Source organism: uncultured Sphingomonas sp. (assembly GCF_936927845.1).
Classification (GTDB): Bacteria; Pseudomonadota; Alphaproteobacteria; order Sphingomonadales; family Sphingomonadaceae; genus Sphingomonas.
The window spans coordinates 238,142-251,470 of record NZ_CAKZHV010000060.1; the positions used below are offsets into that span (position 1 = coordinate 238,142).

Genomic DNA, 13,329 nt, shown 5'->3' on the forward strand with positions numbered 1-13,329 from the left:
CGCCAACGCCTGCTCCGTCGCCACCGCGTCCTTATCACGACTCTCCCGGCAGATCAGTTCCACCTACTCCGCCTCCCGCCCCGCCGACGAATCCGAGACGCTGAAGTCCAACTCGTCCTTGTTAAGCACCTGATCAACCGAGATCATCGCAGCACGATCGCGGCTTTCAGCCAAGCCGCGCACTACCTTGGCACGCAGCCAAGCATCGTGGCCGGGATCGGTCGCGTCGAAATCGACTGCAAAGTCGTTCGCATTTGCCATACCGGATACATAGCGTTTGCGTGCGGCATCTCCAACGCTGTCCTACACGCCCCCTCCCCGCATACCTCGCCACGCTCCTCTCACCTGGAGCACAAACATGGCCGCTCGCCGATCCGCCGCCGCTCGCTCGCCCGAGCATGAACCGGCCCACGACAACGTCACCGACCTGCCGCCGCCTCCGCCCGTTCCCGTCCGTGTGCGCGCCGATGGGTGGACCGCGGAGCGGCAGCGTACCTTTCTCGTCGTGCTGGCGGAAACGGGGTCGGTCAGCGCGGCGTGTCAGGAGGCGGGGGTCTCGTCGCGCTCCGCTTATCGCTTGCGTGCGCGGCCCGATGCGGAGGATTTCGCGCGCACCTGAGATCAGGCGCTCAAGATCGCGACGGTGCGGCTGACGACGCTCGCGTTCGAGCGCGCGACGCGCGGCACCGTTTGCGAGATCTGGAAGGAAGGCCAGCTCGTCCAGCAGATGCGCGAGCCGAGCGACCGCCTGCTCATGTTCCTGCTCCAGCATCTGCTCCCGCGGGCAAGCCTCCTCCTCCTCATCTTGGGCGACCGCTGGGACGGGTTCGAGGCGATGACCGATGCCGCCCGCAACAGTTCCCAACGCTCGCCCGGCGCACTCGGTGACCACGCGTGCGAGATGGTGCCGGTGGTATCGCGCGATTTCTTCCCCGAGGTGCCGGGCGATCTGGAGGAGGACACCTGATGCTGCCGGCTCGCGCGCGCAGCTGCGTAGGGTTGTGACTTTAGTGACTTTCCGCGCCGCCTCGCACCTTGTCGATCCCGCGATGCAACTCGCGCGCCGCGCTGCGCGTCTGCTTCCCGCAAAGGCAGGGAGGATCGGTGGCGGGACGGATCAAACGCAAGGCTGGACTGGCGGAGGCAGAGGCGCTCATCGCCCGCGCCGCGCCCCCGCCCGTCTGTGCGCTGTGCGGCCGCCCGCTCGGCGTAAAGGTCGAGTGGCACCACGTCGTCCCCAAGAGCGAGGGCGGCACGCATACCGAACCGGTGCATCCGATCTGTCACCGCGCGATCCACGCCGCCGCCGACAATCGCGCGTTGGCCGTCGCGGGCACGCTCGACGCGTTGCGCGACATGCCGGTGATGGCGCGGTTCCTGCGCTGGATCGCGGATAAGCCGCCCGACTTCCACGCGCCGACCAGACGCGCGCGCTGACGCGCGCCGGCTCCGCGCCGCCGTCACGTCGATTCGGCGTCGCCGCCCATCACGCGCGAGCAAGGCGGAACAAGGCGGGGTGCGGCGGCTTTGTGGCGGGCGCGCGCGCGTGCGGCAGCTTTGTGGCAGCCTCGTTCATCCGCACGCAAGAAAGCGTGTCGTTCCGGCCACAGTTGCGATTTACTCGGGGTGGCGGCGTCGATTTGCGCAACCCTGTTAGCATCTGCCGGTTACGTGGGCCTCGGGTACGCTGCTTCGAAACGCAGTCACCCCCGATAAACAGATAAAACTATACCGAGGTTCATCATGCGTAAGCTCGTTCTTGCGACGGCCGTTGCCGTGTCCGCTCTCGCCGCTGCCCCTGCCTTTGCGCAGGACGCGTCCTATCCGTCGACCACCGACACCGCTTATGGTCAGACGACCGCGACCGACACGGCGACCGCGCCCGACGGCACCAAGGCGTTCGGCTTCGACCCGTATTTCGCGATCCGCGGCGGTTGGGAGCAGTTCGACAGCGAGCCGAACAAGGCAGGCATCCCCCCGGTCGACCGTCGCAACAAGCTGAACGGTTCGCTGGTCGAGGGTCTGGTCGGCTTCAACGTGCCGCTGAACGCCTTCTTCGTCGGTGCCGAGGGCAACGTCGCCAAGGGCGTGTCGGGCGACATCGACTGGGAATATGGCGCCGCGGGCCGCTTCGGCTTCCGCGCGGGTGAGAGCGGCCTGTTCTACGGCAAGGTCGGCTACCAGTGGGTCAATTTCGACAAGCGCGTGAACACCAACCGCGATTATGACGACGTCACCTACGGCGTCGGCTTCGAGGTCGGCCCGAAGGACATCGGTCTGGGCGGCGTGACCGGCAACGCGGGCTTCCGCCTGCGCGGCGAAGTGTCGTCGTTCGGCTGGGTCCACAGCTTCCGTCCGACGCTGGGTATTGTCACCCACTTCTGATCGCTCGATCAACGCCTCGCGCCGGTCGCGTAGCGCGCGGGGATCGCAGGGGAGCGGGGCCGAACGGTTCCGCTCCCCTGTTCGCGTTCAAGGTAGCGCGTCCTCCACCATCGACCCCGACGTGATCCGGGGTTCGCTCCTCCGCTCGGCCGAAAAAGGCAGCACCACTGGAGATGACGGGCGGCAGGATCAGGCGCGCGGCAGCCACTCGGCCAGGATCGCGTTGACCGCCTCGGGCGCTTCCTGCTGCACCCAGTGCGACACACCCGGCAACCGCCGGATCGTCAGGTCGGACACGAACCGCTCGGTGCCGTTGAGCGTCTCCAGCCCCAGCGCGCTGTCCTCCTCGCCCCAGACGATCAGCGTCGGCACCTCGACCCGACCACCGTTCGACAGCGCCATGCGGTCGCGGTGGCGTGCGGCGGCGCGGTACCAGTTGATCATCGCGGTCGCCGCGCCGGGCGCCTGCGCCGCGGCGGCGTAGACGTCGAGCACCTCGTCGGGGAAACGCGACTTGTCGACCGCCATGCCGCGAAACGCGTGGCGGATCGCGGCGGCGTCCCTCGCGGTCAGCGCGGCTTCGGGCAGCCACGGCAGCTGGAACGCGGCCATATACCAGCTCCGCCGCCGCTGCGGCCAATGCTTCAACGCTTCGGCGAAACAGATCGGGTGCGGCAGGTTCATCACCACCAGCCGATCCACCGGCCGCGCCACGTTGATCGCAAACATCCACGCAATCGCCCCGCCCCAGTCGTGCGCCACCAGCGTCAGCTTGGTCGCCCCGCTCGCGTCGAACAACGCGGCGGCATCGGCGACGATGCGGTCGGCGCTGTACTGCTCGACGCCTTCGGGCCGCGACGAGCCGCCGTAGCCACGCTGGTTGGGTGCCCAGACGCGGTAGCCGAGCTCGGCCAGCAGCGGCAGCTGGTAGCGCCACGAGAAGTTGAGCTCGGGAAAGCCGTGAAGACAGAGCGCGAGGTGATCGCCCTCACCTGCCTCTGCCACCTCGAACGTCAGGCCGTTCGCCGCGACCTTACGCACCGTGATCCCGCTGTCGGCGGGCGGCGACCAGGCGGGGGTCACGCCCGTCGGCTGAGCTGGAAGGTCGGAGTCACGCCACTGAACTTGGGGATGTCGGCATTCACCTCGGCCGACCGCGGATTTGCCATTGCCTGTTGGAACGCTTCCATCGACGCGAATTCGACCTGCGCAATGGTCGAGAACGCCGGCTCACCCGACAGCCCGGCGAGCGCGTGATAGACGGTCGTACCCGTCACCGCGTCACCCCAAATCTCCTTCACCAGCGGCATGTGGTGACTGGCGTAATAGGCCTCGTCGAACGGCTTGTCGGCGTCATAAGGGTAGACGACGGTCATGGTCACCACGGGCGCGCTCCTCTGGTTGGCCAATCATCTGCGCAGGTTGCGCCGTGATGGGTCCGGGCGATGTCGTACCCTTTGTGGGACGCGAGCGGCAAGGGAGCGCGAACGGGCCATGAGGTCGGCCCCTTACGTCATCCCGGACTTGATCCAGGATCCCGCTTTTCACCTCCCCCGAGACAAGGAAACGGGACGCCGGATCAAGTCCGGGCTAACGTGGAAAATACGGGTCGTCTTACCCGCGGCGGCGGCGCTTGGCCGGCGGCGCTTGCTCCTGCAACGCGGCGAGCAGGGCGGCGGCGGCGGCCGTCTCGGCCTCCTGCTTGCTGGTGCCCGTCGCGCTGGTCTCGTCCTTGCCGACGGCGACACGAACGGTGAAGCGCGGCGCGTGCCCGGGACCGGATCGGTCGGTCACCTCGTATGCCGGGGTCGCGCGGCGGTTGGCGGCGGCCCATTCCTGCAGCGCGGACTTGGGGTGCTGCGGCGCTGCTCCGCCGGCGTGGATGCGATCGGCCCATAGCCGCCGTACGACGTCACGCGCGGCGTCCAGCCCGCGCTCACGATAGAGCGCACCGAGCAGCGCCTCCATCACGTCGCCCAGCACATTGTCGCTCGCCGCCGCACCATCGTCGCGCGCCTGTTTGCCGAGCCGCAGATACGGTGCGACGCCCAGATCACGCACCACCGCGGCGCAGACCGATCCGGTTACAAGCGCGTTGAAGCGTTTGGACAAATTGCCCTCGGGCTCCTCAGGAAACGTTTCAAACAACCACTCGGCCATGATCAGGCCCAGGACGCGGTCGCCGAGAAACTCCTGCCGCTCGTAGCTCTCGCCAGCATGGCTCGAGTGCGTCAGTGCACGCTCATAGGGCGCGATCTCGAGCGGACGATAACCGAGCCGCGCCTCGATCCAGTCGGCGAGCCCGCTCAAAAGCCCTCCCCGACGCGGGACAGCCGCGCTGCCGAGAGCCAGGTCCACGGCTTGATCCATTCGGCCGAGCCGTCGGTTGACCAGAAGTTGACGATCGCCTTGCCCTCGATCCGCTCCATCGGAATGTAGCCCATTCCCTCGGGCGGGGCGAAGCGGCTGTCGGCGCTGTCGTCGCGGTTGTCGCCCATCAGGAACACGTCGCCCGCGGGCACGCGGTAGACCGGCGTGTCGTCGGCGATCGGAATATATTCCTGGTCGATGACCATGTAGCTGCGGCCGTTGGGTAGTGTTTCACGGAATTGCGGATATCGGCAGATCGGTCGGTTGTTCGCATCGACGTCCTGGAACTGCGTGCCGCACTTGTCCTCAGGGAAGTTGGGCGAGATCGGCACCACGAAGTCGGCGACGCGCTGCTTCGGAATGGCCTTGCCGTTCAGGAACAACTGGCCACGGCGCATCTGCACCGTGTCTCCGGGCAGACCGATGACGCGCTTGATCACGTCGTGGTCGTCGGGTTCCATGCTGCGAAATACCACCGTGTCGCCGCGCGTCGGGTCGGAGGCGAAGATGCGACCCCGGATCAGCGGAATACCGAACGGCAGCGACCAGCGCGAATAACCGTAATTCCACTTCGAGACGAACAGATAGTCGCCGATCAGCAGGCGTGGCAGCATCGATTCCGACGGGATCGAGAACGGCGCGAAGATGAAGGAGCGCAGGATGAAGACGAACAACGCGAGCTTCAGCAGGAAGCGGAGCGTTTCCTTGGTCTCGGACGCTGCGGTCTTGCCCGCGGGGGTGCTGGTGGCCATGACTGCCCGGTCGCGCAAGCGGCGGTGCGCGTCAAGCGGCGGTTTCAGGACGACTGTTCCGGGCGCCGGACCCTTGATGCGCCTCGCCCGTTCGGGCGGCGGACGGATTTGCTAGCAGGACGAGAGACAATGGCTGACTGGTCGACAATCGAGGCGCTGCCGCAGGAACGGCTGGAGGCGCTGTTCGCCGCCGATCCCGATCGGCTCGCCAAGCTGACGCTCGACGTTGCGGGCATCCACTTCGACTGGGCGAAGACGCATCTGACGCCAGACATGATCGCGGCGTTCGAGCAGCTCGCCAAGGAAAGCGACCTGGCGGGCAAGCGCGAGGCGATGTTTGCAGGCGAGCACGTCAACGTGACCGAGGATCGCCCGGTCGAGCACACCGCCGAGCGCGGCGAGGGCAACCCGAATTCGGTCGCGCGCGCCGGCGCCTATCACGCGCGGATGCGCGCGCTGATCGACGCGATCGAGGCGGAAGCGTTCGGTCCGGTCAACCACATCCTCCATGTCGGCATCGGCGGGTCGGCGCTGGGTCCGCACCTCCTGGTCGACGCGCTCGGGCGCGACAGCGACCGCTACGATGTCGCGATCGTCTCCAACGTCGACGGCATGGCGCTGGAGGACGTGTTCGACCGCTTCGATCCCGCCACCACATTGCTGGTTGTCGCATCCAAGACCTTCACCACCACCGAGACGATGATGAATGCGGAAAGCGTCATCGCCTGGATGGAAGGTGCGGGCGTGCAGGACCCCTATGGCCGCGTCGTTGCGGTCACCGCGTCGCCTGACAAGGCGATTGAATGGGGCGTAGACGAGACGCGCGTCGTGCCGTTCAGCGAAGGCGTCGGCGGGCGCTACTCGCTCTGGTCGTCGATCGGTTTTCCCGCGGCGATCAAGCTCGGATGGGACCAGTTCGAGGAATTGCTGGAAGGCGCGGCCGAGATGGACCGCCACTTCCGCCTGTCCGCGCTGCACGAGAACGCGCCCGCGCTCGCCGCCTTTGCCGACCTTTATTACACGCAGGTGCGCCACGCCGAGACACGCGCGCCGTTCGCCTATGACGAGCGGCTGCGGCTGCTGCCGAGCTACTTGCAGCAACTCGAGATGGAATCGAACGGCAAGGGCGTGACGGTCGACGGCACGCCGGTCGGGCGACCGACCTCGCCGATCACCTGGGGCGGCGTTGGCACCGACGCGCAGCACGCGGTGTTCCAGCTGCTCCATCAGGGCACACATCTGGTGCCGGTCGAGTTCCTGGCCGTGATCGAAGCGGGCGACACGCTGTCGGAGGATCACCACAAGAACCTGCTGCTCAACGCCTTCGCGCAGGGAGCCGCGCTGATGAAGGGCCGCGCCAACCCCGACGATCCCGCGCGCGCCTATCCGGGCGACCGGCCGTCATCGACCTTGCTGCTCGACCGGCTGGACGCACGCACGCTCGGCGCGCTTATCGCTTTCTACGAGCACCGCGTGTTCGTGAACGGCGTGCTGCTCGGCATCAACTCGTTCGACCAGTTCGGCGTCGAACTCGGCAAGGAGATGGCCAAGGCAGCTGCAAACGGCGGCGGCGACTTCGACCCTTCCACCAACGACCTGATCGCGCGCGCGTTCGGCGGCGACGGCGACGAGGAGGCGTGATCGTCGCGCTCGCCGTGGCGGCCGCGAGCGTGCCGAGCGTTGCCGAGATGCGGTGGCAGCGCCGGGTGCTCGTGGTCGCCGCGCCGGGTGCGAACGACCCCGCGTTGACCGCGCAGCGCAACGTGCTGCGGGGATGGCTGCGCGGCGCGGAGGATCGCGACGTGCAGGTGGTCGAGGTGATCGGCGACCGCGTGACGGGAGCGCGCGACACCGCGGTTGCCCTACGCGCCCGGCTGCGCATGCCAATCGCGCATTTCGGCTTGGTACTGATCGGCAAGGATGGCCATGTCGCGCTGCGCTCAAGCGAGCAGGTCACCGCCGAAGCATTGCAAGGGCGGATCGACGCGATGCCGATGCGTCGCGCGGGGCAACGCTAGCGCGATCGGCCCGGCAGCGGTACGGGTGACCACATCCAGCGCTCCATAGACCAGGACGAGTGACATGCCCGACTATGATTACGACCTGTTCGTCATTGGCGCGGGCTCGGGCGGCACGCGCGCGGCGCGCGTCTCGGCGGCGCATGGGGCAAAGGTCGCGGTCGCCGAGGAATATCGCGTCGGTGGCACCTGCGTGATCCGCGGCTGCGTACCTAAGAAGCTGCTCGTCTACGGTGCACATTTCGCCGAGGATCTGAAAGACGCGCAGCGCTTTGGATGGAAGGTGCCCGATGCGCCCGAATTCGATTGGAAGTGTCTCACCACCAACGTGTTCGCCGAGGTCGACCGGATCAACCGCGCCTACACGACGACGATCGAAAACAGCGGCGGCGAGATCATCCACCAGCGCGCGGTCGTGTCCGGCCCGAACGAGGTGACGCTCGCCGACGGGACCAAGAAGACCGCCAGGACGATCCTGATCGCGGTCGGCGCACACCCGATGGTGCCCGAATGCCCGGGACACGAATATGGCATCACCTCGAACGAGGCGTTTCATTTGGACGCAGTGCCCAAGCGCATCCTGATCGCAGGCGCGGGATATATCGCCAACGAGTTCGCGGGTATCTTCCATCAGCTTGGCGCGCACGTCATTCTGATGAACCGCAGCAAGGAAATCCTGCGCGGCTACGACCTGCAGATCCGCGACCGGTTGTTGCAGATCAGCATGATGAAGGGATTGGAATTCCGCTTCGACGCGACGTTCCAGAGGATCGAGCGCGGCGCGGACGGTTGCCTGACCGTCAGCATGTCGAACCATGAGCCCGTCACGGTCGACGCGGTGATGTTCGCGACCGGGCGGTTGCCCAACACGCGCGGGCTCGGGCTTGAGACAGCCGGGGTCGAGGTCGACGAACTCGGTGCGATCAAGGTCGACGCCGACAATCGCTCCACCTGCCCCTCGATCTACGCGGTGGGCGACGTGACCAACCGCATCCAGCTGACCCCAATCGCGATCCGCGAGGGGCAGGCGTTCGCGGACAATCTGTACGGCGGCAAGGCGACGCGAGTCGATTACGACTGCGTACCCTCGGCCGTGTTCAGCCACCCGCCGATCGGCGCGGTCGGGATGACCGAGGCGGAGGCGCGGCAGAAGCTCGGCTCGGTGCGGGTCTATTCCTCCGACTTCCGCCCGATGAAGAACGTGCTCGCCAACCGTGACGAGCGCGCGCTCTACAAGATGGTGTGCGACGGGGAGACCGACCGCGTCGTCGGCATCCACATGATCGGCCCCGACTGCCCCGAGATCATCCAGGCGGCAGCGGTGGCGGTGAAGGCCGGGCTGACCAAGGCGCAGTTCGATGCGACGGTCGCCCTCCATCCGACGATGGCGGAGGAATTGGTGTTGTTGAAGTAACGCGCGGGCGGAGGCGGATTGCGCCAGCAATCCGCCCACACGCCGCGGCGGACAGCGGGCGAGCGCAGCTCGTCCGTCTGACGGCGTGGCGAGCAGGCACTCCCGGAGCAGCCTGCCGCACCTGCCGATGCGAGCAATCAGCTGCCCGATCACCCCCCCACCAGCACGTCACTTGCCGTCACGCGACACGCATATCAGCAATCAAAAATCACGTTGATCTGCATCAATGCGGCCGGTCCGAGCGTATCTGCGCCGGCTCGATGGTCGAGCCGGAGATGGATCATGCTACGCAACAAGATGCTCGGCGCGATGGCCGCCGCCACCCTGATCGTTGGAGCGCCCGCGATTGCCAAGACCAACCCGCGCGTCGGCGGCGCGGCGATGTACCCGAACAAGACGATCGTCGAGAATGCCTCGACCACCAACAACCTGACCACGCTGGTTACCGCGGTGAAGGCCGCCGGGCTGGTCGACACGTTGAGCGGCCCCGGTCCGTTCACCGTCTTCGCGCCGACCGACGCTGCGTTCAAGAAGCTGCCGGCGGGCACGCTCGACACGCTGACGCGGCCCGAGAACAAGGCGCAGCTGACCAACATCCTGACCTATCATGTCGTGTCCGGCCGCATGACCGCCAAAGACATTGCAGCGGCGATCAGGGCCGGTGGCGGCACGGCGACACTGACCACGGTGCAGGGTGAGCCGCTGACCGCGAAGATGACCGGCGGTCGCCTGATCCTGACCGATGCGAAGGGCGGCACGTCGATGGTGTCGACCAAGGACGTGATGCAGTCGAACGGCGTCGTCCACGTCATCGACACGGTGTTGATGCCCTGAGGACGAGCGGGCGGGGTGACACCTTTCCCCTGCCCGCACCCGTTATAGGGCGACGCTACCGCGATCGGGCGCGATCACCGCCAGGGTGAAGCGCGATATGCAGACGAGTTTGCCCGCTTCGTCCTCGATCCGGATCGACCAGACCTGCGTCGTGCGCCCGCGCGCTTCTGGACGGGCCGTCGCGTAGACATAGCCGTCGCCCGCGGGACGGACATGGTTCGCGTTGATCTCCAGCCCGACTGCGCCGAACTGCGCCGGATCAACCGTCATTGCCCCCGCGACCGAGCCGAGCGTTTCCGCCAGCACCACAGACGCGCCGCCGTGCAATCGGCCGTAGGGCTGTTTGGTGCGATCGTTGACCGGCATCCGCGCGCGGATCCAGTCGTCGCCGACCGCGACGAACTCGATGCCGAGAAAGCCCGGCATGCTGCCCTCACCGAGTGCGGTCAGCTGCGCGAGGTCGGGAAGCCCGTTATGCCAGATCATCGCGTCTTCTCCCCGGTCCCGAACGGCAGGATCGTTTCATATTGCACCAAGGGCGGCGCCCCCGCCACCCGCGCGCCGCGCCGCAGCAGAAAGGCGTGGCGCACGATCTCCGCCTGCTGCTCCAGCCCGTAGCGCGCGAGCGGCCAGCCAGGTCGCACGGTGTAGTCGTAGCGGCAGAAGGGATGGCGGGTGAGCGGCAGGTAGACGCCGCGCTGGTGCTGCCAGACGTGGCACATCTCGTGAACGAACAGCCCCTGCAGCCCGAGCGCGGCGTGCGCGAAATCCTCGCGCCACAGGTCACCCTTGGGATGGAAATGGATTGTCCCGGCGGGGGCCATTACGGTGTCGCGCGGCTGGAAGAAGATCCATTTGCGGTTCGACACCCGCACCTGCGCATAGTCGATCGCGTCGCCGTAGACCGAGCGCGCGAGATTGATCTCGCTCTCGGTCAGCGCACGTGCGGCGGGGTCGCCGACCATTATTCTGGCCCGCTCGCCCCCGCGCTCTCCACCTTGGCCTCGGCAACCGCAGTGTCTCCGTCGGCGAAGCGGAACGTCATTGTCGCGGTCTTGCCTGGCGTCAGTGCAGGAGGCACGTCGAACAGCATTGCGTGGCGCCCACCCGGCTCGAACGGCAGCGTCGCACGCGCGGGCAGGTCGACCGCCGGCGTCGCATCCATCGTCATCATGTCGCCCGCGGTCATGCGCGACAGGTGGAGCTCGACCCGCGGCACGCCTGCGACAGTGACGCCCACCAGCTTCGTGTCCGCCTTGCCGCCGTGGAGCGTGAAATATCCCGCTGCCGGACGTCCGGGCACCGCGGCCAGGCGTATCCATGCGTCGCTCGCCGCGGGTGCCTCGACTTTCGCGCAAGCCACCGTCGTCGCTGCGACCGCCACAACCGCCCACCAGCCCTTGCTCAAGAAATTTCTCCCCGCGTGGAACAACGCAGCCGGCCTAGTCGGCAGGAAATCTTGCGGCAAGGAGTGCGCCACCTATATCGCGGCCAGACACGGAGGGTTGCGTTGCCGTAACGGGGCGTAACTCGCATGTTTTTTCATCGTTGTAGGGGCTAGGCAAAGCACTCATGGCAAAAGTTATCGGTATCGATCTGGGCACGACCAACTCGTGCGTGTCGGTGATGGAGGGCGGCAAGCCCAAGGTGATCGAGAACGCCGAGGGCGCGCGCACCACGCCGTCGATCGTCGCCTTCGCCAAGGACGGCGAGCGACTGGTCGGCCAGCCGGCGAAGCGTCAGGCGGTCACCAACGGCGACAACACCATCTTCGCGGTGAAGCGCCTGATCGGTCGCCGGTTCGACGATCCCGTCACTAAGAAGGACACCGAGCTGGTTCCGTATAAGATCGTGCGCGGCCAGAACGGTGACGCGTGGGTCAACGCGGGCGGCAAGGATTATTCGCCCTCGCAGATCAGCGCCTTCACGCTCCAGAAGATGAAGGAAACCGCTGAGAGCTACCTCGGTGAGACGGTGACCCAGGCGGTCATCACCGTTCCCGCCTACTTCAACGACGCGCAGCGCCAGGCGACCAAGGACGCGGGCCAGATCGCGGGCCTCGAAGTGCTGCGCATCATCAACGAGCCGACCGCGGCGGCGCTCGCCTATGGCCTCGAGAAGCAGGATGGCAAGACGATCGCGGTCTATGACCTAGGCGGCGGTACGTTCGACGTCTCGATCCTCGAGATCGGCGACGGCGTGTTCGAGGTGAAGGCGACCAACGGCGACACCTTCCTGGGCGGCGAGGATTTCGACAACAAGATCGTCGATTATCTGGCGCAAGGGTTCCAGAAGGACGAGGGCATCGACCTCACCAAGGACAAGCTGGCGCTCCAGCGCCTGAAGGAAGCCGCGGAAAAGGCAAAGATCGAGCTCAGCTCGGCCGCGTCGACCGAGGTCAACCTGCCCTTCATCACCGCGGATCAGAACGGCCCGAAGCATTTGGTCAAGACGATCACGCGCGCCGACCTGGAGCGGCTGGTCGAGGATTTGATCAAGCGTACGCTGGAGCCGTGCAAGAAGGCGCTGGCCGACGCGGGCGTCAAGGCGGACGACATCAGCGAAGTGGTGCTAGTCGGCGGCATGACCCGCATGCCGCGCGTTCGCGAAGTGGTGAAGAACTTCTTCGGCAAGGACCCGCACACCGGCGTCAACCCGGACGAGGTCGTCGCCATGGGCGCCGCGATCCAGGCGGGCGTGCTGCAGGGTGACGTGAAGGACGTGCTGCTGCTCGACGTAACGCCCTTGTCGCTCGGCATCGAGACGCTCGGCGGCGTATTCACGCGCATGATCGACCGCAACACGACGATCCCGACCAAGAAGTCGCAGACCTACTCGACCGCGGACGACAACCAGCAGGCGGTGACGATCCGCGTGTTCCAGGGCGAGCGCGAGATGGCGGCCGACAACAAGCTGCTGGGTCAGTTCGACCTGGTCGGTATCCCGTCGGCACCGCGCGGCGTGCCGCAGATCGAGGTCACGTTCGACATCGACGCCAACGGCATCGTCAATGTGTCGGCGAAGGACAAGGGCACCGGCAAGGAGCAGCAAATCCGCATCCAGGCATCGGGCGGCCTGTCAGACGCCGACATCGACCAGATGGTGCGCGACGCGGAAAGCTTCGCCGAAGAGGACAAGAAGCGTCGCGCGGCGGCCGAGGCGAAGAACAACGCCGAGAGCCTGATCCACACCACCGAGCGCCAGTTGGCCGACAATGGCGACAAGGTCGACGCGTCGCTGAAGGGTGAGATCGAGGCCGCGATCGCCGAGGCGAAGACCGCGGTCGAGGGTGGCGATCCCGACCAGATGAACGAGAAGGCGCAGGCGCTCGCGCAGGTCGCGATGAAGCTCGGGCAGGCGATCTACGAGAAGCCGGCGCAGTCCGAGGCGAGCCCGGGCGGCGACACCGACGGCGCGTCGGCCAAGAAGGACGGCGACGACGTGGTCGACGCCGAATTCTCGGAAGTCGACGACAAGTAAGTAGTGTACCCCTCTCCCCGCTGGGGAGGGGGTCGGGGTGAGGGGTTGGCGTCTCCGAGAGCGCTTCCCTCTCCCC

General features: G+C 66.7%; 17 protein-coding genes. 9 read left to right on the plus strand and 8 right to left on the minus strand.

Features of this window, described 5'->3' with window-relative positions; genetic code table 11:
• Positions 1 to 63: 63 nt before the first annotated feature.
• Complete coding sequence (locus Q0579_RS13050) at positions 64 to 261, minus strand: hypothetical protein (protein WP_298813074.1); 198 nt, start codon at positions 259 to 261, stop codon at positions 64 to 66.
• Positions 262 to 358: 97 nt separating this feature from the next.
• Here Q0579_RS13050 and Q0579_RS13055 point away from each other — a divergent pair, with 97 nt between their 5' ends.
• The 4 genes from Q0579_RS13055 to Q0579_RS13070 all read left to right on the plus strand — a co-directional run bounded on the left by Q0579_RS13055 (position 359) and on the right by Q0579_RS13070 (position 2,385).
• Positions 359 to 619 (plus strand): hypothetical protein, encoded by a 261-nt coding sequence (locus Q0579_RS13055; RefSeq protein ID WP_298813075.1) that lies wholly within the window; start codon positions 359 to 361, stop codon positions 617 to 619.
• Positions 620 to 643: 24 nt separating this feature from the next.
• Positions 644 to 967, plus strand: coding sequence for a hypothetical protein (locus Q0579_RS13060; RefSeq protein WP_298813076.1), 324 nt, complete (start codon positions 644 to 646; stop codon positions 965 to 967).
• 188 nt (positions 968 to 1,155) lie between these two features.
• The gene (locus Q0579_RS13065; RefSeq protein ID WP_298813178.1) at positions 1,156 to 1,437 is read left to right on the plus strand and encodes an HNH endonuclease signature motif containing protein; all 282 of its coding nucleotides are present in this window, start codon (positions 1,156 to 1,158) and stop codon (positions 1,435 to 1,437) included.
• A gap of 306 nt (positions 1,438 to 1,743) precedes the next feature.
• The gene (locus tag Q0579_RS13070; protein ID WP_298813078.1) at positions 1,744 to 2,385 is read left to right on the plus strand and encodes an opacity protein; all 642 of its coding nucleotides are present in this window, start codon (positions 1,744 to 1,746) and stop codon (positions 2,383 to 2,385) included.
• Between the two features lie 189 nt (positions 2,386 to 2,574).
• Here Q0579_RS13070 and Q0579_RS13075 read toward each other — a convergent pair whose 3' ends face one another.
• From Q0579_RS13075 to lepB, 4 genes are all read right to left on the minus strand, one after another.
• Positions 2,575 to 3,468, minus strand: a complete 894-nt coding sequence (locus Q0579_RS13075; RefSeq protein WP_298813080.1) for an alpha/beta hydrolase — start codon at positions 3,466 to 3,468, stop codon at positions 2,575 to 2,577.
• On the minus strand, positions 3,465 to 3,761 hold the full coding sequence (locus Q0579_RS13080; protein WP_298813180.1) for an EthD family reductase: 297 nt from the start codon (positions 3,759 to 3,761) through the stop codon (positions 3,465 to 3,467). Before Q0579_RS13080 ends, Q0579_RS13075 begins: the two co-directional genes overlap by 4 nt.
• 238 nt (positions 3,762 to 3,999) lie before the next feature.
• Complete coding sequence (gene rnc, locus Q0579_RS13085) at positions 4,000 to 4,743, minus strand: ribonuclease III (RefSeq protein ID WP_298813082.1); 744 nt, start codon at positions 4,741 to 4,743, stop codon at positions 4,000 to 4,002.
• Positions 4,692 to 5,507 (minus strand): signal peptidase I, encoded by an 816-nt coding sequence (gene lepB, locus Q0579_RS13090; protein ID WP_298813083.1) that lies wholly within the window; start codon positions 5,505 to 5,507, stop codon positions 4,692 to 4,694. Before lepB ends, rnc begins: the two co-directional genes overlap by 52 nt.
• Positions 5,508 to 5,636: 129 nt before the next feature.
• On the opposite strand from lepB, the gene pgi reads away from it, so the two are divergent.
• The 4 genes from pgi to Q0579_RS13110 all read left to right on the plus strand — a co-directional run bounded on the left by pgi (position 5,637) and on the right by Q0579_RS13110 (position 9,773).
• On the plus strand, positions 5,637 to 7,148 hold the full coding sequence (gene pgi / locus Q0579_RS13095) for a glucose-6-phosphate isomerase (protein WP_298813085.1): 1,512 nt from the start codon (positions 5,637 to 5,639) through the stop codon (positions 7,146 to 7,148).
• A complete protein-coding gene (locus Q0579_RS13100; protein WP_298813087.1) occupies positions 7,145 to 7,525 on the plus strand; it encodes a DUF4174 domain-containing protein in 381 nt (126 codons plus the stop codon). The genes pgi and Q0579_RS13100 overlap by 4 nt, the downstream gene beginning before the upstream one ends.
• A 64-nt stretch (positions 7,526 to 7,589) precedes the next feature.
• Positions 7,590 to 8,939, plus strand: coding sequence for a glutathione-disulfide reductase (gorA, locus tag Q0579_RS13105; protein ID WP_298813089.1), 1,350 nt, complete (start codon positions 7,590 to 7,592; stop codon positions 8,937 to 8,939).
• A gap of 282 nt (positions 8,940 to 9,221) precedes the next feature.
• Positions 9,222 to 9,773, plus strand: coding sequence for a fasciclin domain-containing protein (locus Q0579_RS13110; RefSeq protein ID WP_298813091.1), 552 nt, complete (start codon positions 9,222 to 9,224; stop codon positions 9,771 to 9,773).
• Positions 9,774 to 9,815: 42 nt separating this feature from the next.
• Here Q0579_RS13110 and Q0579_RS13115 read toward each other — a convergent pair whose 3' ends face one another.
• The 3 genes from Q0579_RS13115 to Q0579_RS13125 are packed head-to-tail and all read right to left on the minus strand — an operon-like array spanning position 9,816 to position 11,181.
• Positions 9,816 to 10,259, minus strand: coding sequence for a hotdog fold thioesterase (locus Q0579_RS13115; RefSeq protein ID WP_298813093.1), 444 nt, complete (start codon positions 10,257 to 10,259; stop codon positions 9,816 to 9,818).
• Complete coding sequence (locus Q0579_RS13120; RefSeq protein WP_298813095.1) at positions 10,256 to 10,738, minus strand: vgr related protein; 483 nt, start codon at positions 10,736 to 10,738, stop codon at positions 10,256 to 10,258. The genes Q0579_RS13115 and Q0579_RS13120 overlap by 4 nt, the downstream gene beginning before the upstream one ends.
• Positions 10,738 to 11,181, minus strand: a complete 444-nt coding sequence (locus tag Q0579_RS13125) for a copper chaperone PCu(A)C (RefSeq protein ID WP_298813097.1) — start codon at positions 11,179 to 11,181, stop codon at positions 10,738 to 10,740. Before Q0579_RS13125 ends, Q0579_RS13120 begins: the two co-directional genes overlap by 1 nt.
• Positions 11,182 to 11,345: 164 nt before the next feature.
• On the opposite strand from Q0579_RS13125, the gene dnaK reads away from it, so the two are divergent.
• Positions 11,346 to 13,253 carry a molecular chaperone DnaK gene (gene dnaK / locus Q0579_RS13130; protein ID WP_298813099.1) on the plus strand — a complete coding sequence of 636 codons (1,908 nt, stop codon included), beginning with the start codon at positions 11,346 to 11,348 and terminating at the stop codon, positions 13,251 to 13,253.
• The last annotated feature ends 76 nt before the right edge of the window (positions 13,254 to 13,329 follow it).